Source organism: Actinoallomurus purpureus (assembly GCF_024055795.1).
GTDB classification, from domain to species: Bacteria; Actinomycetota; Actinomycetes; order Streptosporangiales; family Streptosporangiaceae; genus Actinoallomurus; species Actinoallomurus purpureus.
Map to the genome: position 1 here is coordinate 13,477 of NZ_JAMXMY010000001.1, position 16,948 is coordinate 30,424.

Sequence of the window (16,948 nt, forward strand, 5' to 3'; positions counted from 1 at the left end):
CATCCTTTCAGGGCTTCGAGTGGTGACGCGGCAGGAAGAAGGCCGGTAGCAGGGCCAGCACCATCAGGACCACGGCCCAGACGTAGGTGTGCTGGAAGGCGTCGGCCAGACGGGGGGCGATGGCGTGTCTCGCCGGTGTCGCGAGAGCGCGGACAGCCCCGGTGCCCCGGTCGGCGGCGTCCGGCAGCCGGTCGCGCATCGCGGCGGCGAGGAGGACCGAGATGAGGGCGGTCCCGAGCGCGGCGGAGACCTGCTGGGTGATGTTCAGCGCCGTGCTGGCGCCGGGGACCTGCTCGCTCGGGACGTTACGGGTCGCCGCCGTCATCGCCGGCATGATCGTCATCCCCACCCCGACACCGGTCACGACGAGCGGGGCGATGAGGTGCCAGTACGGCGTGTCGGCGTGGACCTGGGTGGTGAAGACGAGGAACCCGCTGCTCGCCAGCGCGATTCCTACGGGCACCAGCCGTCCGGGGGAGACCCGGTCGCTCAACCGGCCGGTGATCTGCATGGTGATGCCGGTGGCCAGGACCTGCGGGATGCCGAGCAGCCCGGAGGCGGTCGCGCTCTGCCCGCGCACCACCTGGTAGTACAGCGGCAGCAGCAGCATCGACCCGAAGTACGCGCAGGTGAAGAACACCAGTGTTCCGGCGGCCGTCGCGAACGACCGCCGGCTGAACAGCCGCAGGTCGATCAGCGGGTGCCGGGCCGTCAGGCCGCGGACCACGAAGCCGGCGACCAGCGCCGCGCCGACCACGGTGGGAACGAGGACCTGGGCGGAGCCGAAGTCGCCGTGCCGGCCTCCGGTGGCCAGCCCGTAAATCGTGGCGGCCAGCCCGGGGGAGAGCATGAGCAGGCCGGGGACGTCGAGGCGGTGCCCGGGCTGAGGGGTGTCGGCCGGGAAGATCCGGCCGGCCAGCAGGAGCACCAGCGCCCCGATCGGGATGTTGATGAAGAAGATCCAGCGCCAGGACGCGCTGTCGACCAGCCAGCCGCCGAGGATCGGTCCGGCCAGCGGCCCGATGAGCACCGGGATGCCCATCACGCTCATCATCCGGCCCATGCGCGCGGGGTCGGCGGCCCGGATGATGATCGTCATTGCCAGTGGCGTGATCATCCCGCCGCCGAGGCCCTGCAGCGCACGGAAGCCGATGAGCGAGCCGGTATCCCAGGCGAGCCCCGCCAACGCCGAACCGAGGGTGAAGAGCGCGATCGATGCCAAGTACGCGCGTTTGGCGCCGAACCTGCCGACCGTCCAGGCGGTGGCGGGGATCACCGTGGCCAGGGCGAGGGTGTATCCGGTGGCCACCCACTGGATGGTCGCGACCGGAGCGTGGAAGTCCTGGGAGAGCCGGCCGAGGGCGACGTTGACGATCGTCATGTCGATGACCGTCATGATCGATCCCAGCACGATGACCACGGCGATCGCCATGGGGCGGGGGCCGCCGTGCGGTGGCCGGGTTCCGGGGCGGGTGCGCGGGTGCGGTGCGGGTGCGGTCGCCATTATGAAGTCCTGTTCCTCATGGGGCGCGGCGTCAGGCGGCGTACGGGCGGGCGGCGCGCGCCTCGCGCAGCGCGTGGGCCCACCACAGGAGCTGGTCGAGCAGGGTCTTGGCGGCCGCGTTGCACCCGGCCGGATCGACGGGCCGTCCCTCCGCGTCGAATCGCTCCCAGGCGCCGTGGAAGCTCACCGTCTCGCGGACGGTGACCGCGTGCAGCTCGGCGAAGACCGGGCGCAGGTGCTCGACCGCCCGAAGGCCGCCGGACAGCCCGCCGTACGACACGAAGCCGACGGGCTTGGCGTGCCATTCGGCGTTGTGCCAGTCGATGACGTTCTTGAGCGAGGCGGGGAAGCTGTGGTTGTACTCCGGTGTCACGACGACGAACGCGTCGGCCGCGGCGAGGCGGGGCGTCACCTTCTCCAGTGCTCGTGCCGTCTCGGGCGCCGGCGCCGACCCGAACGCCGGGAACGTCAGCGGCAGCCCGACCTCGGCGAGGTCGATGACGTCGACGTCGACGTCCGCGCGCTGCCGGGTCTGGCCGGCGAACCAGTCGGCGACGGTCGTGCCGAACCGTCCCTCGCGGACGCTCCCGACGATGACGGCGACTCTGAACCGCTCGGCGATCTCTGACATGGCGAAACCTCTGTTCGTCCGACGGTGATGTCACGGCCGCCGACGGAGCGGCCGCAGGGACAACCATCGGACTTAAACAGAGGTTTAAGTCAAGTTGCGCTGTCCGGCATGCCGGAACGTACGGAGCCCAAGCGTCCGAAGATCACCAAGGAACTCACGATCGGCGAGGTGTCGGAACGCAGCGGCGTCTGCCATTCACCCCGAAGTACGCCGTTATCAAACGCGCAGACAATATTGTGGTCAGTTCTGACCGTGCGGGCTTTGATGGGCGAAATGGTGGGAGCGCCGATGGACGCGCAAGACGTCTCCGCGAGGATCGGCGAGGCCGTCCGGGGGGAGCGCCTCGGTGGTCACCGGGCGACCTATCCGGCGGTACTGGTGTCCACGACCGGGTTGCGGGTGGGCGGCGTGGTGGCGGCGGTGGCGGCAGTGCTGGCGTTGATCGGCCTGGCCACCGGTGTCATCGTCCTCGTGGTCTTGGGGGCGATCTTCGCGGTGGTCCTCGGCTACAGGATCGTGCGGCTGGCACTACTGAACCGGCAGAAAGAGGGCCAGCAACTTCACTTCTTCGAGCACGGGCTGGTCTGCGTCGGCGTCGGCGGGCGGATCACGGTCCGGCGGTGGGATTCCACTACAGTCTTTCAGAACACGGTTCGGCACTATCGCAACGGCGCTTATACCGGCACCACGTACTCCTACCGGCTGATCGGCCCCGCCGGCGACACTCTCGGGCTCGCCGGCGGATTCGAGAGACCCGCCGAATGGGGCCAGGCCATCCAGCAGGCCGTGACGGACGCTCAGCTCCCCGGCGCGGCCGCCACGATCCAGGCCGGAGGGACACTGACGTTCGGCGACATCTCCATCAACCGGGAGACGGTGGGGGCTTCGGGGAAGTCCGTCCCGTGGTCGCAGATCCAGGAGATCAGGGTCAAGGACGGTCTTGTTTCCCTGCGAGTCCAAGGCAGGTGGCTGTCGCTGACCACCACCATGGTGCGATCGATCCCCAACTTCTTCGTCTTCTACGCTCTGGCCGAGCGGCTGCGTCTGTCCGCCGCCGGTCCGTACTAATGCCGCGCCCCGTCACGGACCCCGGCCGCCTACTCGGACTTAAACAAAGGTTTAAGTCAAGCTAGGGTGATCGGCATGCCGGAACAGGAACGCCCGAGGATCGCCAAGGAACTCACCATCGGCGAGCTGTCGGAGCGCAGCGGCGTGTCCGCCTCGGCGCTGCGCTTCTACGAGCGGCAGGGCCTCATCCACAGCCGCCGCACCAGCGGCAACCAGCGGCGCTATCACCGCACGACACTGCGGCGGGTCGCCTTCATCCGCGCCACGCAGAGCGTGGGCATGCCGCTGGAGTGCGTCGGCCACGTCCTGAACATGCTTCCGCCGGACACCGAGCTGACCCGGGAGTTCTGGGTCGGGGCCTCCGAACACTGGAGACAGCAGGTCAACGACCGCATCGCGAAGATGGAGCGGATGCGCGACCGGTTCACCGAGTGCATCGGCTGCGGCTGCCTGTCCTTCGAGCAGTGCACGCTCGTCAACCCCGGCGACGTGCTCGGGCAGCAGGGGCCCGGCCCGCGCCGTTTGCTCGCCCCGTGACCCGCCCCGCCGCACCCGGTCTCCGGCTGCGGCGGGCACCTGCGTACGGCCCGCACTGCGGCGGGCTCCCCGGTCACGGCCACGGGTGGCGTCGTCGGCGTACGGCCGGTCCGGCAGCCGGTTCATCGGTCACGTCACGCCACCCACCGGAGGCGCTATCGGTCCGACGCGAGCCGGCGCAGCGCCAGCAGCCCGCCGACACCGGGAACGAACGCGAGGAACCGCGTCCCTGCGGAGGCGCGACGCTCAGACCCGCGAGGTCGCCGACGCCACCGCCCCGCCGCGCATCCCCACGCCGACCCGCTGACCACACACCACCGCCCGCTCGGCCTCGGACCGCACCATCACCGCCCGCCCGGCCGCACCACCACCGTCCGCCCGGCCGCGGACCGCGCCCGCCGGTGCTCTCTTCACCGCTGGGCCCGGCGCGGGAAAGCCGCGTGCGCCGGGCCGACCGGCACGCCTACGCTCGTCGCCATGCGGGCACACGATGACGACGCCTTCGTCTCCCACGTCACGAGTCGGCTCGCGAGCTTGCCGGGCGTACGCGCCGTCGCGCTGGGCGGCTCGCGTGCCACCGGCGCCCACCGGCCGGACAGCGACTGGGACTTCGCGATCTACTACCGAGACGCGTTCGCGCCCGACGACCTGCGTGCCCTCGGCTGGTCCGGGCAGGTCTCCGAGATCGGCGAATGGGGCGGCGGCGTGTTCAACGGCGGTGCCTGGTTGACCGTCGACGACCGGAAGGTCGACGTCCACTACCGGGACCTCGACGACGTGGAGCACCGCCTCGCCGAGGCACGCGAGGGCCGTTTCGCGATCGAGCGGCTGATGTTCCACCTCGCGGGCATCCCGACCTACCTCGTCGTGGCCGAGCTTGCCGTCAACCGGGTCCTGCACGGCACCCTGCCACGACCGCGCTATCCCGAGGCGCTCCGGCGGCGAGCCGCCGACCGGTGGTGGGGCGACGCCCGGCTCACCCTCGGCTACGCCCGCGCCGCCCACGCCCCGCACGGACACGTCGCCGGCTGCGCGGGGGCGATCGCGACCGCCGCCTGTCAGGCGGCGCACGCGGTGCTGGCCGCGCGAGGCCAGTGGGTGACCAACGAGAAGACCCTGCTCGACCGCGCCGGCCTGCGCGGCGTCGACCGCCTCCTCGGCGCGCTCACTCCGGATCCCGCCGCCCTGACCACCACGGTCGATGAGACATCCGCCCTACTGGAGACCGCGGTCACGACCGCCTGAGAACGGTTCATGCCGTCCCGACGTCGTGAGCGGTGCCCTCGGCGATGAGCTGACGGAAGAATCCGCCGGCACGGGCGCGGCGTGAAGGCCCGTCCGGGGCCGGCGGGGTGAGGTGTTGAAACGATCGACTTTCGACGCGGGCCGCCAAGAATTCCGTTGCTCCGGGTGCTGCTCACGCTGGGAGGATCGCCGGGGTGAGCACACGTCGATCGTTCCTGTTGCCGCCGCGCGCGACCACGACGGGTCGGCTTCTGGCTGAGGCGGCCGCGTGGCGGGGCATGGACGTGCGCACAGTGCCCGCAGAACCGATTCCGGCCGACCTGAGGGGACGCGCCCATCTTTACGGCGGCGAACGCTTCGCCGACGCGATGGCGTCCGCGCTGGACGTGGCGCTGCTGGAGCCGCCCCTCGATCTGCTGCCGGCCCTGCCCGCGTACTTCACCGGTCGGCATGTCGAGCTGATCACCCTGGGGCAGGCTCGGCGGCACCGGGTCCCCCGCTTCGTCAAGCCGGCCGCCGGAAAGCTTTTTTCGGCCGGAGTTCGTCCAGACGGCACCGGCCTGCCGACGCACCTTCCCGCCGAACTCCCCGTGCTGTCCGCCGAGCCGGTCGCGTTCGCCGAGGAGTACCGCCTCCACGTCCTGGACGGCGAGGTGCGCGCCGCGAGCCGCTACGCGCTTTCCGGGGTTCTCGACAGCGCGCCGCTGCCGCCGAGGCATCCCGCGCTCGGCTTCGGCGCCGAGCTGATGGATCACCTGGTCGGCGGGCTGCCGGGCGCTGTCGTCGTCGACATCGGAATCCTTTCCGACAGCGGCCGGTTCGCCGTCGTCGAGGCCAATGAGGCATGGTTCAGCAACTCCTACGCCGCGGACGCCGACCGAGTCCTGGACGTCGTCCTGCGGGCCGCGGGACCCGGGCACGACGTACGGGACACCGATCGGCGCTTCGTACGGAGGACGGCGGGCTGCGTCACGACGGCATGACCCCATTCGGCCTCCCGCCGAGCGGCTCCGAGCATGAAGCGTGAGGTTAGCCGGCTTCTGGGCATTGGGACTGAAATGGGAAGGCGCGGTCCGTGCCGTCGGACGCCGTGAGCGTCGATCACACGAACCGCGCCGGGTTGGTCAGCGGCCGGTGTCGTCAGTCGTGACTTGTGCCATCAAGCCGGCGACCTCCTGCCAGATAACCGGCGTGACCTCGACGCAGGCCTCATCGTTGACAGCTCCGCTGCGGGAGTTCTTGCGCCAATGCATCGCCACTCCATCGCCTCCAATCGCCGTTCGATTAGCACGCGCGAGGCGTCGTCGGACGCTGCTTTCTGTCCGATCAGGTCGAAGTCCAATCGAAACTCTCCGACCTCGCCGCACATCTCGATCAGCCGGCCACCTCGCGCTGCTCCAGCGTAGGCGATATCGCGCGAATCGAGGCTGATGATGCGGAACGGACCGTCCTTGCCGATATGGGCACCTGTCGAGCGTGGGATGACGCGGATGGAGATGTGTGGCCGCTGCATCAGTTCGAGCAGGTGGCGGAGCTGTGTCTGCATGCCTCGACGCCGCCGATGCGGTCGTCGAGCACGTTCTCGTCCAGCAATGCCCAGACGTAGGGCGGATCCGGCCTCTCCAAGATCGCGGCCTGCCGCTCCATCCTGGCTTTGAGAATCTTTTTCAGGTCCTTGGCGTTGCTACTGGCCAGCAGCAAGGCGCGTGCGTAGTCCTCTGTTTGGAACGGGGGCGGGATGTACTGCCCTTGATAGATCCTGATCAGCCGGGCGATGGCTTCGTACGCGGTGACCGACTGGGCCCAGTCGGGGTTGTGGTCCTTTGTGCCGCCGAGGTCGCCGCCGGCCTCTACGACAAGAAGACTAAGAAGGCCGCCCGCTCACCGAGAAGTCGTCCCACATGGGATGAGCAAGACACCATCTTCTGAGCGGCTGGGCGAGCGCCCTCTTGATGAGGGAACGATCTGTGGTACATGGTGACAGTAAAGAAAGGTAGCCGCGAGGGCGTGTGCCATCGAGAGGACCGCCGTAACGATCGAAGTGAGCGAGCCGCAGACACCGTTGGACGAGTGCGCTCCCGTGGCGGCCTGCCGCTATTGCCCGACCGGCTGACAGAGTAATCGTGGGTATCGATAGGTCCGCCAGCACCGACGCGGGCGTCGAGCAGATCGAAGAGAAGAAGCCAGCCGGCCGCCCCGCTTCCCCACCCGATCGCCCTGGCCAGGAACCCGAAGGCGTCCCGTCTCGGCGAGAGTCCCGCAGGACAGTGGCTGCCCTGAACGAGCAGGCTGCCAAGAAACCCGCCGAAGTCGCCGACAAGGGCACACCCAAGGCGACGAGCGAGCAGGGCTCCGTGGTCGCAGAGAAGGAACCAGGGTCGTCCGCCACATCACAGGCGGCCGAGACGAGCGGGACCGCCGGCAAGGACCGTCTGTCCTTTGGACCATACGACGACGACCGCGACCAAAGTGACGATGCTTCCGGCGGGAAGCTGAGGAGTCCGGAGTCCGTATCCCCGGCACAGGAAGATCCCGGCGAGGTTGCGAACGGTCGCCGCGACGATCCCGCCGACGCGGGCGGTGATGGCGAGGCGCAAGAGGACCACCAGCAAGCAGCCAGTACGCCGGAGGCCGCGACCGAACAGCCGCCCTTGGAGCGCACTGACAAGGCGCACGAGGTCAAGCCTCCGCAGATCGTCGGCGACTATTACCCGAGCATCCCGCCGACCGCGCAAGATCGATATCTCGTCCGCGACAAGTCCAACCCGGTGCCCATCTTCGACGGCCCACCGACCCGCGACCAGGTCGCCCAGAACGACGTTGGTGACTGCGGCATCGTCGCTACCCTCGGCTCGGTGGCTGAGCATCGCCCAGAAGCGATCAAGAACGCCATCAAGCAGGTCGGCGACGGTGAGTATGAGATCACTCTGCATGAGGTCACCGAAGCCACCCCAGCCGACCCTGTCGCCCGGCCCACGGGAGATGTGAAGACCTATCGCGTGAATGACGAACTCCCTGTCCGGACTGACGACCCCACGCGGCCGCTCGTCGGTATTGGTGCGGAATCCTGTGGGTGGGCCGCGATCATGGAGAAGGCGATCGCCGCCGAAGATCAGACCTGGGATACGAGCAAGAATGCCAACTGGGACCAGGAGTGGACGACCTGGCATAAGCCGGCGGTCGACCGGGACCGTGCGAGCGCCGGACTCGGGGCGTCTCCCAACGACGCGCCGAGGGGGTATAACCGGCTCGACATCGGCTCCACCGCGTACCAGCGGGCTGACCTACTCGCCAAGCTGACCGGAGAGGACGCCGAAGTGCGCCGCATCCCCGACGAGCAACAGGGCGAGCAAGCGCTACTCGACACCTTCCGAGACCAACTCAACGCAGGAAAACCTGTGCTCGTCGGCACCCGCGGTACCCGCGTGGCCGGTGAGCAATTCCCCAATAGGCTTGTGGCTGGGCATGCGTACGAAGTGACGAAGATAGAGAACGATGAACTTTATCTCCGTAACCCGTGGGGAAGGCGCCACCCAGATCCAATGGACGCAAAAACATTCTGGGAGTATTATCGCCGCTACAATTATGACGGCACCCGTGGCGGCCACTTCACTACGCTAAAATGAGGTTACGATGACCGATTATCTTCCAGGAACGATCGATCTTTACGGCGGCATACCTCGTCGGCTCGGAGGTGGAGAATTCATTGCAGGTGACAGCTATCTGGATGATCAGGATCGTTTGGAGGTCAGTCTGACCGTCGATGATGATGCTGGAGAGCGTGACATCAAGTGTCACGAAGGGGATGTCTTTGACTTCGCTGGTGCTACCTGGCGGGTTACGACGATCTTCGAGGTATCTATGAGCGCGCGACGGCGTATTGCAACTCTCTCGAAGGATCAATAGCCGGGTTGGGTCTTTCTGCGGCAACCGACCCACAGCCGCACTTCCAACGCGGTCCTATGCGCAAGCGCTGGTCACAAAGCTGGTGACGTCGACGCATCCCTGGTCGTAGACACCTCCACTGCGGGAGCTCTTGCGCCACTGCATCGCGACGGTGGCCTCTAATCGCGTTAGTTGAGAACGCGCGGGGCATCCTCGGACGCCCCTCGCGTCGCCTGTGTGAACCGTGAGTGATGGTCAGCAGCCAGTGCCGTCGGTCATGAGTTGCGTCAGCACACTGGCGGCTTCGTGTGAGGTCAGTGGCGCCACCTCGACGCACGCCTCGTCGTTGACCCCACCGCTAACTGAGCTTTCTTCCTTCGTTCGATGAACGCGACGAACTCCTGTGGTCCCGCCATGTCGAACCACTCCAGCGCGACGTCGAGGAAGACCAGCTGATCTCTGTCGGTGGCCGCGACCCAGACCGGCTCCGACGTACGCCGCCACAACGGCACGCCGTCGATCGTGCCTGCACTGATCCAACCGGGAGGTGCCGGATCTGTCATCGTTTCTCTCCTTCGTCTACGGTCCGACCCTCGCCCAGACCACCTTTCCGCAGGCCGTCGTCGACCGGTACCAGCCAAGCCGCTGGTCGGACAGCTCGTAGGCCAGCGCGAGTCCGCGGCCGGACTCGCCGTACTCGGTCGGCGGAAGGATCTTGGGAAGGTTGTCGGGGTCGGGATCCCAGACGGCCAGCTCCAGAAGGTTCCGGCCGGCTTGGCTGGAGACCCACACGTGTATTTCCTTGCCCTCGTAGAGCCGTACCGCGTTGGTGGCCAGCTCTGTGAGGATGAGCTGTCCGGTGAATCTGGCGTTCTCGGACAGGCCCCAGGTGTCAACGGCTTGATCAACCAGATTACGGACGAGATAGACGTTCTCCGCGTAAGCGAACATCTTAAGATCGAATCTGTGGGGAATCTCGTACAGTCGCGTGATGTCCATGCACGTCACGTCCTTCGGATCGGCCTGCCGAAAGACTGATCCGGCGCGCCGATGCCTGCCACAATTCCGGAGCCTCTGAAAAGCCGGGCATCGCTGTGGCAGCGTCAAACAAGACCGGTTCGGGCGCTGCGCCGTGGAATCGGCCAGCCGGTGACCTGCGGCGCTGATGCGCTCATCACGGTATGTCCCAACAGCGGATCGGCTGGTCGAACGATGATCCTTGGTGAAGGTTTCCAACAGACGCTTGAGGCACTCGCGACATCTGGTCTGACTACACGGAGTCGTGAGCGGGCACGCAATACGACCAGGTCGACGCGTTTTAACCCACTTACGCGACAAAGCGCACATATAGTGCGATAGGTGGGTCGATGAAGGTCAGATTCGTGTCATATGTTGTCCATACCCGGAGGAGAGTCGATTTCGATCATGTTAGACGAAGCAATCAATCCGAGACTCGATCGGGAACCATGTGACGGATCGCGTTGTCTGAGAGGAATGCAGGTGCGAACCCATCTTTTCGGCGCTCTGACCGTGCTCCTCTGTTCGGCCTCCGCTCTCGCGGCCTGCGGTGACCAACCCAGTCCTTGTCCGAGTCCGGCGGGGTCTACTCAGGACGCCGATCGCGCGCCACGCATGCGGCCGCCCCGTGAGGGCGCCTCTTACTCTCGCCGGTTCGGCCCAAAGGGCCTCGGGCGCCCCGGAGCGCCTGTTGTCGGGACCCCGCAATGCTTGCACCAACTGGACATAGCCGTCACGCGCGGGACGGTGGCAGCTCCCTTCCCAACTGATCCGTAGCAAGATCGACGGTGTCCACAGCCGTCCAGAATTGTCCCCTGACCTGTCTTGCGCCGATACGTCGTCCAGATCGGTCCACGGCTACCGAGGCCGTTGTTAGGAGAAGCGTTAGCAAGCTCGCCTACGTTGCCGCCGCGGTTCGTGGGCAACCCGACCCGTACCGCGGTCCGCAGGTCACTGTTGCCTGGAATCAATAAGAATTTCAGTGATCTCGGCAGTTGTTTTCGGGACTATTGGCCTTGCCTGTACATTCCACACTGCGGCGCCGTTTATACCTGATGTATGCGCACTATTAGAGTAGCTAATCTTTCGATACAGGGTCGTATCGCGCGAGAGTTCTGCTACGCCTCCAGCATCTGGAGTGTCGACCAGTTGTTTATATTCTGCCGCAAGGCGGGCGCTAGGCATCTCGACCCAGGAGATGGCAACCACCATTTCCGAATAGCCTACCTGCACGTATGCGCGGGCTAGCCACTTGCATGGATTCGACTTGAAAAATTTGTGAACCTGCCCGTATGAATGAGCTGCACAATCAGTGTCGAACCTCATTGCGAGGCTGGCCTTATGCCCGCTGGCCACTAGCGTAGCCTCGGCCCGTTTGAAGCCTGCTTGAGCCACAGCAGGTATTGCATTATTAGATAGTCGAGCACGGCTTGCCGGTCGCGGCTTCAGGGCGCCGGAACCTCCTCCCGATCCTGTCATCGTAATGGTAAAAGCTCCAACGGTGACAGTGGCAGCAATACCTACTCCCGCAGCAGGATGCCTCCAATGCGCCCTAACCCGCGTACCGTCCTTCCTGTAATACTCCGGTATATGAGGCATATTCCCGCCTATGGTATCGACGTCGGGAGGTGATAATATCTGACAGCTTCATCAGTGTCGGTGCGGTTTGACACACTTCCGCATGATCGTCGAATAGATCTTCACAACCCAATGACTTCTTCGCCGCAGCAAGATCGAGAACAAGGTGAACCGGGCCGCAGTGCCGACTGCGGCCCGAGGACCGGAGGCGCCGCGTTTGCCGATCGGCCCAACCCCGTGGTGTGTGCAACCACCCACAGCGATCGTCACGGCCTCACTCGGGTTTACGTGGCCTTGGATCGACGAAAAAGGAGCCAGCAAGGTCGATTGACGTCAATCCAAGTTCCTCGCGCGCCCTACTTAGAAACATCCCATGTGCATCGTAAATGAGCGTGAGATGCTTCTGTATCCGGAAAACTGCGCCGGGATTTCCGACACCAAATGCATATAGCGCCTCGAGCCCCCGATAAAGCTGTTCATGGACCGTAGATGCCGCAGAGAGCGTAGCGGGTTCTTCGCAGACGAGACAGACCTCGTGGTAGAGGTGATGGAGTTCGTTGGCCGCCTTCTCCCAGTCGTCCATTGCGATGCTTTCGCGCTCCTTGTTTCCTGCACCCTCCCAGACCTCATGAAGCGCAAGGCGGAAGTCTTCCGAAGCGCGAAGGTAACGTGCGTATAGGCCGCGCTTATCTGCCGTGCGCTCGCTACGCTTTTTTCGTTCGTACTCTTGCCCATCGCGCACGAGCTGCCACCGATGGCTTGCGTAGGCGATTCCCCCCTGTGCGACGGAAGTGAGACCGACGCCGGCAAGAGCCGCTATCGCTGCGTTCACGGCTCAAATTTTAATAGCGACACGTTCACCTCGTCTTCTCATGGCCAATATTGTCCTACTCCACGATTGCTTAGACGCTGCAGCAGGCAGCAGGCAGCAGGCAGCAGGCAGCAGGCAGCAGGCGACCAATGTCGACCTGGATCACGACCAGCGCGGCAACACTGGCGACCTGTCGTACGACCACGTCACAGGCGACCTCCAGCCCGCCAACGGCGCCCGCATCTCCCGGCTGGCGCGGTATCGGGAGAAAGACGACTGGAGCGGCACGGGGATCAAGCTGGGTGACAAGGTTCCCGGGGAGTACGAGTGCCTTCAGACGCCGGCCAAGGAGTGGCGGCAGCGATTCACCAGAGATGATCTGGCGGCAGACACGATCGTCGCGTGCGTCAAGACCGCCGAGGGGGAGCTTGGCTACCTGGTGATCGGCCGTAACCCTCACCACAAGCCGGTGGCGTACCACGTATATTCCTACGTCTGGGTTCGCTGACGTCCGCCCTTCGCTCGCCGGGGAACGCGGTGAGCGGCGTTCTGGCGTCGATGGCTTCCGCGCGGTCGGGCGGGGAGCCTCGGAAGCCCGTTGTGCGGGACTGTCAGAAGCCCGGCAACGAATCCACGAAGCCGTACATCTCCTCATGCAGGTGACGCTTGCGTTCGTCCGGGAAGCGGATGTTGTGCCGGTGATACCGGTGGAAGGCGATGATCAGGGCGGCGTGTTCGACCTCGGTCGGGAGCGTTGCGACCTCTTCGTCTGACAGCGGCCGTACCTTGGTGTAACCGGTGACGATCTGGTGCGCTCGGTCGTGGTCCAGACGGCCGGCGACGTTGGCCAGGCCGAGGAGCGTCATGCCGAGGTCGAGCAGGGCACTGTCCAGAGACACCGTCTCCCAGTCGATGACGGCGAGCTTGTCGTCGGGCCGCAGGATGAGGTTGTCGGCGAACAGGTCGCCGTGGCTGACGACGTCCGGGACGGAAGGCAGGGCTCCCTCCTCCCGCCGAACGGCGTCCAGCCGTTCCGACAGCCATTCTGCGAAGCGCCGGTCCGGGAATTCCTCGATCAGCTTCAGATGTTCAGGTGACAGGCGCCGGGTTCTCGCGGGAAGGTCTGGGACATCCTGCGGAAGATCGTGCAGGTGGGCGAGGAGTTCGCCGGCCGCCGGGAGCAGGCGACTCGGAAGCGGATCGACGACCTGACCCTCGATCCAGCGCTTGACCATGACGGGCCGCCCGCTGATCACGGAGATACTGCGTCCGCCCACGTCATGGATGACTTCGGTGGTTGGTACGCCGAGGCGGAACAGTGCCTCGGTCCGGGCGGTGAGGGCCTCGGCACCGGCCAGGTCGTGGTTGTCCAGGATCGTCAGGACGAAATCGCCCTGCTCGGCGGTGGCCTTGAAACTCGAATTCGCGGCGCCGCCGTGCAGCGCCTCAAGGTGCAGATCGTCCCAGCCGTACCGGGCGGCGATCTGGCTGAGATCGAGGTCGTCTATTGAGGTGTAGGTGGCCACCGGGTCATTCTCCAGTCAAGGACGTGAGCTCGCGCTGCCGATCGGCGACCAATCGCGCCCAGCGGTCGGCGGTGGCGGCGACTCCGTCGATCCAGCGGGCGCGGGGGAGATCGGCCGGCGGCTCATCGTCCAGCATCAGATACGTCAGTTCCAGCAGGTATCCGAACTCCTCGCCGTGGACGCTCTCACGCAGCCTGTCGCGGCTCGCCGCGATCAGTTCCGGGTCCTCCCGGATGGCCGCGTGGTAGCAGGCGGCGAAACGTGCGTACGCCACCGAGGACGACAATCCGTTCTCTGCGGCGAGCGCGGCCACCGCCTCGGCCTGCTCCGGAAGGCTGTCCGCCCGGCCGCAGGCCTGGAGGAGCCGCGCGTTGCGGACCTGAAGTTCGGCAAAGCGTGCATTCGTTCCGGCCAGCATCCGCTCCGCTCGGTCGATCTGCTCACGGGCACGGGCCGGGTCCTGGAACGCGGCGGCGAAGGCCAGGCACGCCTGGCTGAGGGCGGCCTCTCCGTGGTGCGCCTGGTCGAGCGCGTCGTCGCGACCACGCGCGTACTCCGAGCAGGCCAGGCCGATGGCGCCCTGGGTCCACCACAGGTCGCCCAGAGTGCGGTGCTCCCTGCCCTGCGGACCGACCTCGTCGATCGCTGCGAGGACGTCGGGGAAGCGCCCCAGCCGTCGAGCCAGATGGAGCAGGCCCCGGGATGCGTCGGCGGCCAGCCGACCACCGCCGTCCGCGACCCGACGCATCCCTTCGAGCGAGGCGGTCAGGTTTCCGAGGTCACGGTCGCATTCGGCGAGGAAGTAGCGAGGGAGTTCGTCCAGCCCCAACGGCAAGGACCCCGTGGCGAGGATCGTACGGAGCCGGTCCGCGGTGATGGCACGATGCTCACGCTGCCGGCGGGCGATCGTCGTCAAGGTCTCCGCCAGCGCGACGGCCGGACCGTCGGCCGCGGGAAAGGCGGGTTCCCGCGGGGTTCCCCCTGCCGAGGACGCCGCCGCCCGGACGTCGATGTGCTCCCAGACGAAGTCCCCGACGTAGGTGAAGGCCGCGTCCACGAGCCAGCCGAGTTCGAGGTCGAAGTCGCGCGCCAGGGTCAGTCCCTGGCGCAGGCACCCGATGAGGCGCCGGCGGTCCGATCCGGCGCCGTGATCCGCGAACTCGCGGCCGAGGGCATCGAACGCCCGTTGCGCGGCGCGCCGCCAGTCGGCGTCGCTCCACCGATCCTCGCTCGATGAGTCGGCGTCCCGTACGGCCGCGCGCACCACGTCGTGGAGGTGGTACGGCCACGGAGCGCCGGGATCGGCGTCGACGAAGGGACGTTCCGTCAGCTGAAGGGCCGGTGCGTCCCGGTCCATCCCAGCCGCTGCCGTGGCCAATTCCACCGAGAATGCATCGAGTAGGCTCGCCGCCCGCAGCACCTGACGTTCTTCGTCGGTGAGGTCACGGAATGTACGGGCCACAAGGGCGGGAAAGTCATGGCTGAACTCGCTCACATCCGGAGCATGCCCGAGCCGTTCGTGCAGATCCAGGAAGCGCATCACCGCGAGATCCAGATACAACGGCAGACCCTGCGAATGAGCGATGATGACGCGTCGCGTCCGGTCGTCCATCAGCGGCCGGTCGCCGATCGTGAGGCGGCGTTGAAGGTAGTCCTGGGCGTCATCTTCGGCCAGGTAGCCGACGCGGTACTGCTGCGGATCCTCGGCGCCGCCAGGTACTAACTGAGGCCAGCAATGCTCACCGACCCAGTCGAGTTGCCCTTCCAGCCGCGTGTCGTCCCATTGCAGCCGATTACGACCGGTGATGACGAACAGTGCGTTCGGCATCAGCCAGGCCATCCGCTGGATCAGCCGTTCGAAATCCCGGTGTGTACGGTCCCCGACGTCCTCGAACGTGTCCAGGAGGATCACCGGCGTCGCCGTCCGCTCCTCCGGGAGTTGTGCCAGGTCCCAGGCGAGGAGGTGCGGGTAGTAGCTCAGCGCGTCGGTGTCCGGGTCGGCTTCAAGGATGTCCGGCAGACGCCGGCAGCCGGCGAGAGCCCTGGCCTTCTGCCTGCGGTCGCGCAGCGCCCGTACGACGAGGCGAAGCCCTTGGCCCGCCAGCGAGCCGATCGTGCCGGGCAGGGTCAGCGCCTGAGCGATGTCCGCCAGCCCCGCCTCCATCTGGCCGCGCAGCGAATCGCGGGAGGAGAAGCGGCGGAAGAAGGTGTGACGCCGGAGATAATCCTCCAGCGCCTCGCCAGGATGGTTGTGTTCCCAGTACCGGTAGAACGCCAGGTCGAAGGCGCGCATCGGACGTCCGAGGTTCGCCACCGCCAGCCGTACGGCCAGCACCACGGTTTCGAGGTTCGCGCCGAATTGGCGGGACAGATCAATCCGGATGGGGATGACACGTCCTAATTGCGAATCCGGTGCGAGCCAATGGGCCGGCCCGTCCTCCGGGGCGCTCAGACGCTCTGAGATCCGCTGCGACAGCGTCGTCTTCCCGATGCCGCCGACTCCGTAGAAGACCAGGACGTTGCGGCGAGGCGTCTGTACGTCCTCCACGTCGAACGTCGGATTTTGCCGCGCGGCGACGACACGCGCCAGGCCGCGCGAGACGGCCGACCATTCCTCTTCCCGATTGGCGAACACGTCGACCGAGGCCAGGGAACGATTGTTCGTGCGGAAGACCCCACGCAGATCAGGGCGCGACAAGGACGGCCACCTCCCAGCTCCATCACTCGCCCCCCGACGAAGAGACAAGGGCCCCGACCGATGAACGACGGCGACCAAGGAAGCGGACGCCTGGTGGCGGGAACCCCATCCCGACAGCGACTCGATCGTACCTTGGTGGCTGAGCGCATCCCATGAGTGGTGTTCGCCATGCCGACCATCTTGCCCTGCTCGGCGGCTCTTGGTACTGACCTCAAGGATCAGAAGAGGAATGGGTGAAGGGGGGCGGGTGAAGCGCTGGGGAACGACTGTTCGAGTGGATGTGCGATTGGCTTCGCCGTCATCAGGCATACAGGTGATATCAGGGACAAACCGGTATTCGAGCCATGGTCGCCCAGTGGATGCCACAAATGCCTCGGTGTGTGTCGCGAGGTCGTTGACGGCAGCAGGCGCACCATTGATACTGGTGGCGAGTGACAGTCAGCCCGAA

At 66.2% G+C, this 16,948-nt stretch carries 17 protein-coding genes and 1 pseudogene; 7 read left to right on the forward strand and 11 right to left on the reverse strand.

Annotated features, from left to right (window positions below):
* Positions 1–7 precede the first annotated feature (7 nt).
* Positions 8–1,504 carry a DHA2 family efflux MFS transporter permease subunit gene (locus tag NE236_RS00075; RefSeq protein ID WP_252839665.1) on the reverse strand — a complete coding sequence of 499 codons (1,497 nt, stop codon included), beginning with the start codon at positions 1,502–1,504 and terminating at the stop codon, positions 8–10.
* Positions 1,505–1,535: 31 nt separating this feature from the next.
* Positions 1,536–2,135: an NADPH-dependent FMN reductase gene (locus NE236_RS00080; protein ID WP_252839666.1), complete on the reverse strand. Its 600-nt coding sequence runs from the start codon at positions 2,133–2,135 to the stop codon at positions 1,536–1,538.
* Positions 2,136–2,243: 108 nt separating this feature from the next.
* Here NE236_RS00080 and NE236_RS00085 point away from each other — a divergent pair, with 108 nt between their 5' ends.
* Positions 2,244–3,203, forward strand: a complete 960-nt coding sequence (locus tag NE236_RS00085) for a DUF6585 family protein (protein WP_252839667.1) — start codon at positions 2,244–2,246, stop codon at positions 3,201–3,203.
* Between the two features lie 75 nt (positions 3,204–3,278).
* Entirely contained in the window at positions 3,279–3,740 is a 462-nt protein-coding gene (soxR, locus tag NE236_RS00090) for a redox-sensitive transcriptional activator SoxR (protein WP_252839668.1), read from the forward strand.
* 246 nt (positions 3,741–3,986) lie between these two features.
* On the opposite strand, the gene NE236_RS00095 is transcribed toward soxR, so the two are convergent.
* Positions 3,987–4,154 (reverse strand): hypothetical protein, encoded by a 168-nt coding sequence (locus NE236_RS00095; RefSeq protein WP_252839669.1) that lies wholly within the window; start codon positions 4,152–4,154, stop codon positions 3,987–3,989.
* Positions 4,155–4,217: 63 nt separating this feature from the next.
* Between NE236_RS00095 and NE236_RS00100 the strand changes: the two genes are divergently transcribed.
* Positions 4,218–4,985, forward strand: coding sequence for a nucleotidyltransferase domain-containing protein (locus NE236_RS00100; RefSeq protein WP_252839670.1), 768 nt, complete (start codon positions 4,218–4,220; stop codon positions 4,983–4,985).
* A gap of 194 nt (positions 4,986–5,179) precedes the next feature.
* Positions 5,180–5,968, forward strand: a complete 789-nt coding sequence (locus NE236_RS00105; RefSeq protein ID WP_252839671.1) for an ATP-grasp domain-containing protein — start codon at positions 5,180–5,182, stop codon at positions 5,966–5,968.
* 141 nt (positions 5,969–6,109) lie between these two features.
* On the opposite strand, the gene NE236_RS00110 is transcribed toward NE236_RS00105, so the two are convergent.
* Both NE236_RS00110 and NE236_RS44890 read right to left on the reverse strand, forming a co-directional pair.
* Complete coding sequence (locus tag NE236_RS00110; RefSeq protein WP_252839672.1) at positions 6,110–6,238, reverse strand: DUF397 domain-containing protein; 129 nt, start codon at positions 6,236–6,238, stop codon at positions 6,110–6,112.
* An 83-nt stretch (positions 6,239–6,321) separates the two neighbouring features.
* Positions 6,322–6,761, reverse strand: a pseudogene (locus NE236_RS44890) (DUF5753 domain-containing protein); the annotation flags it as partial.
* Positions 6,762–7,252: 491 nt separating this feature from the next.
* Here NE236_RS44890 and NE236_RS00120 point away from each other — a divergent pair.
* Both NE236_RS00120 and NE236_RS00125 read left to right on the forward strand, forming a co-directional pair.
* Entirely contained in the window at positions 7,253–8,611 is a 1,359-nt protein-coding gene (locus tag NE236_RS00120) for a hypothetical protein (RefSeq protein WP_252839673.1), read from the forward strand.
* Positions 8,612–8,618: 7 nt separating this feature from the next.
* Positions 8,619–8,891: a DUF6406 domain-containing protein gene (locus NE236_RS00125; RefSeq protein WP_252839674.1), complete on the forward strand. Its 273-nt coding sequence runs from the start codon at positions 8,619–8,621 to the stop codon at positions 8,889–8,891.
* A gap of 293 nt (positions 8,892–9,184) precedes the next feature.
* On the opposite strand, the gene NE236_RS00130 is transcribed toward NE236_RS00125, so the two are convergent.
* From NE236_RS00130 to NE236_RS00145, 4 genes are all read right to left on the reverse strand, one after another.
* A complete protein-coding gene (locus tag NE236_RS00130) occupies positions 9,185–9,433 on the reverse strand; it encodes a hypothetical protein (RefSeq protein ID WP_252839675.1) in 249 nt (82 codons plus the stop codon).
* A 16-nt stretch (positions 9,434–9,449) separates the two neighbouring features.
* Positions 9,450–9,869: an ATP-binding protein gene (locus NE236_RS00135; protein ID WP_252839676.1), complete on the reverse strand. Its 420-nt coding sequence runs from the start codon at positions 9,867–9,869 to the stop codon at positions 9,450–9,452.
* 969 nt (positions 9,870–10,838) lie between these two features.
* Positions 10,839–11,099, reverse strand: a complete 261-nt coding sequence (locus tag NE236_RS00140) for a hypothetical protein (RefSeq protein WP_252839677.1) — start codon at positions 11,097–11,099, stop codon at positions 10,839–10,841.
* Between the two features lie 640 nt (positions 11,100–11,739).
* Positions 11,740–12,297, reverse strand: a complete 558-nt coding sequence (locus tag NE236_RS00145; RefSeq protein ID WP_252839678.1) for a hypothetical protein — start codon at positions 12,295–12,297, stop codon at positions 11,740–11,742.
* A 40-nt stretch (positions 12,298–12,337) separates the two neighbouring features.
* Between NE236_RS00145 and NE236_RS00150 the strand changes: the two genes are divergently transcribed.
* On the forward strand, positions 12,338–12,784 hold the full coding sequence (locus NE236_RS00150) for a hypothetical protein (protein ID WP_252839679.1): 447 nt from the start codon (positions 12,338–12,340) through the stop codon (positions 12,782–12,784).
* A 103-nt stretch (positions 12,785–12,887) separates the two neighbouring features.
* Here NE236_RS00150 and NE236_RS00155 read toward each other — a convergent pair whose 3' ends face one another.
* Both NE236_RS00155 and NE236_RS00160 read right to left on the reverse strand, forming a co-directional pair.
* Positions 12,888–13,802: a phosphotransferase gene (locus tag NE236_RS00155; RefSeq protein ID WP_252839680.1), complete on the reverse strand. Its 915-nt coding sequence runs from the start codon at positions 13,800–13,802 to the stop codon at positions 12,888–12,890.
* Between the two features lie 4 nt (positions 13,803–13,806).
* Positions 13,807–16,500, reverse strand: a complete 2,694-nt coding sequence (locus NE236_RS00160) for a hypothetical protein (protein WP_252839681.1) — start codon at positions 16,498–16,500, stop codon at positions 13,807–13,809.
* Positions 16,501–16,948 lie beyond the last annotated feature (448 nt).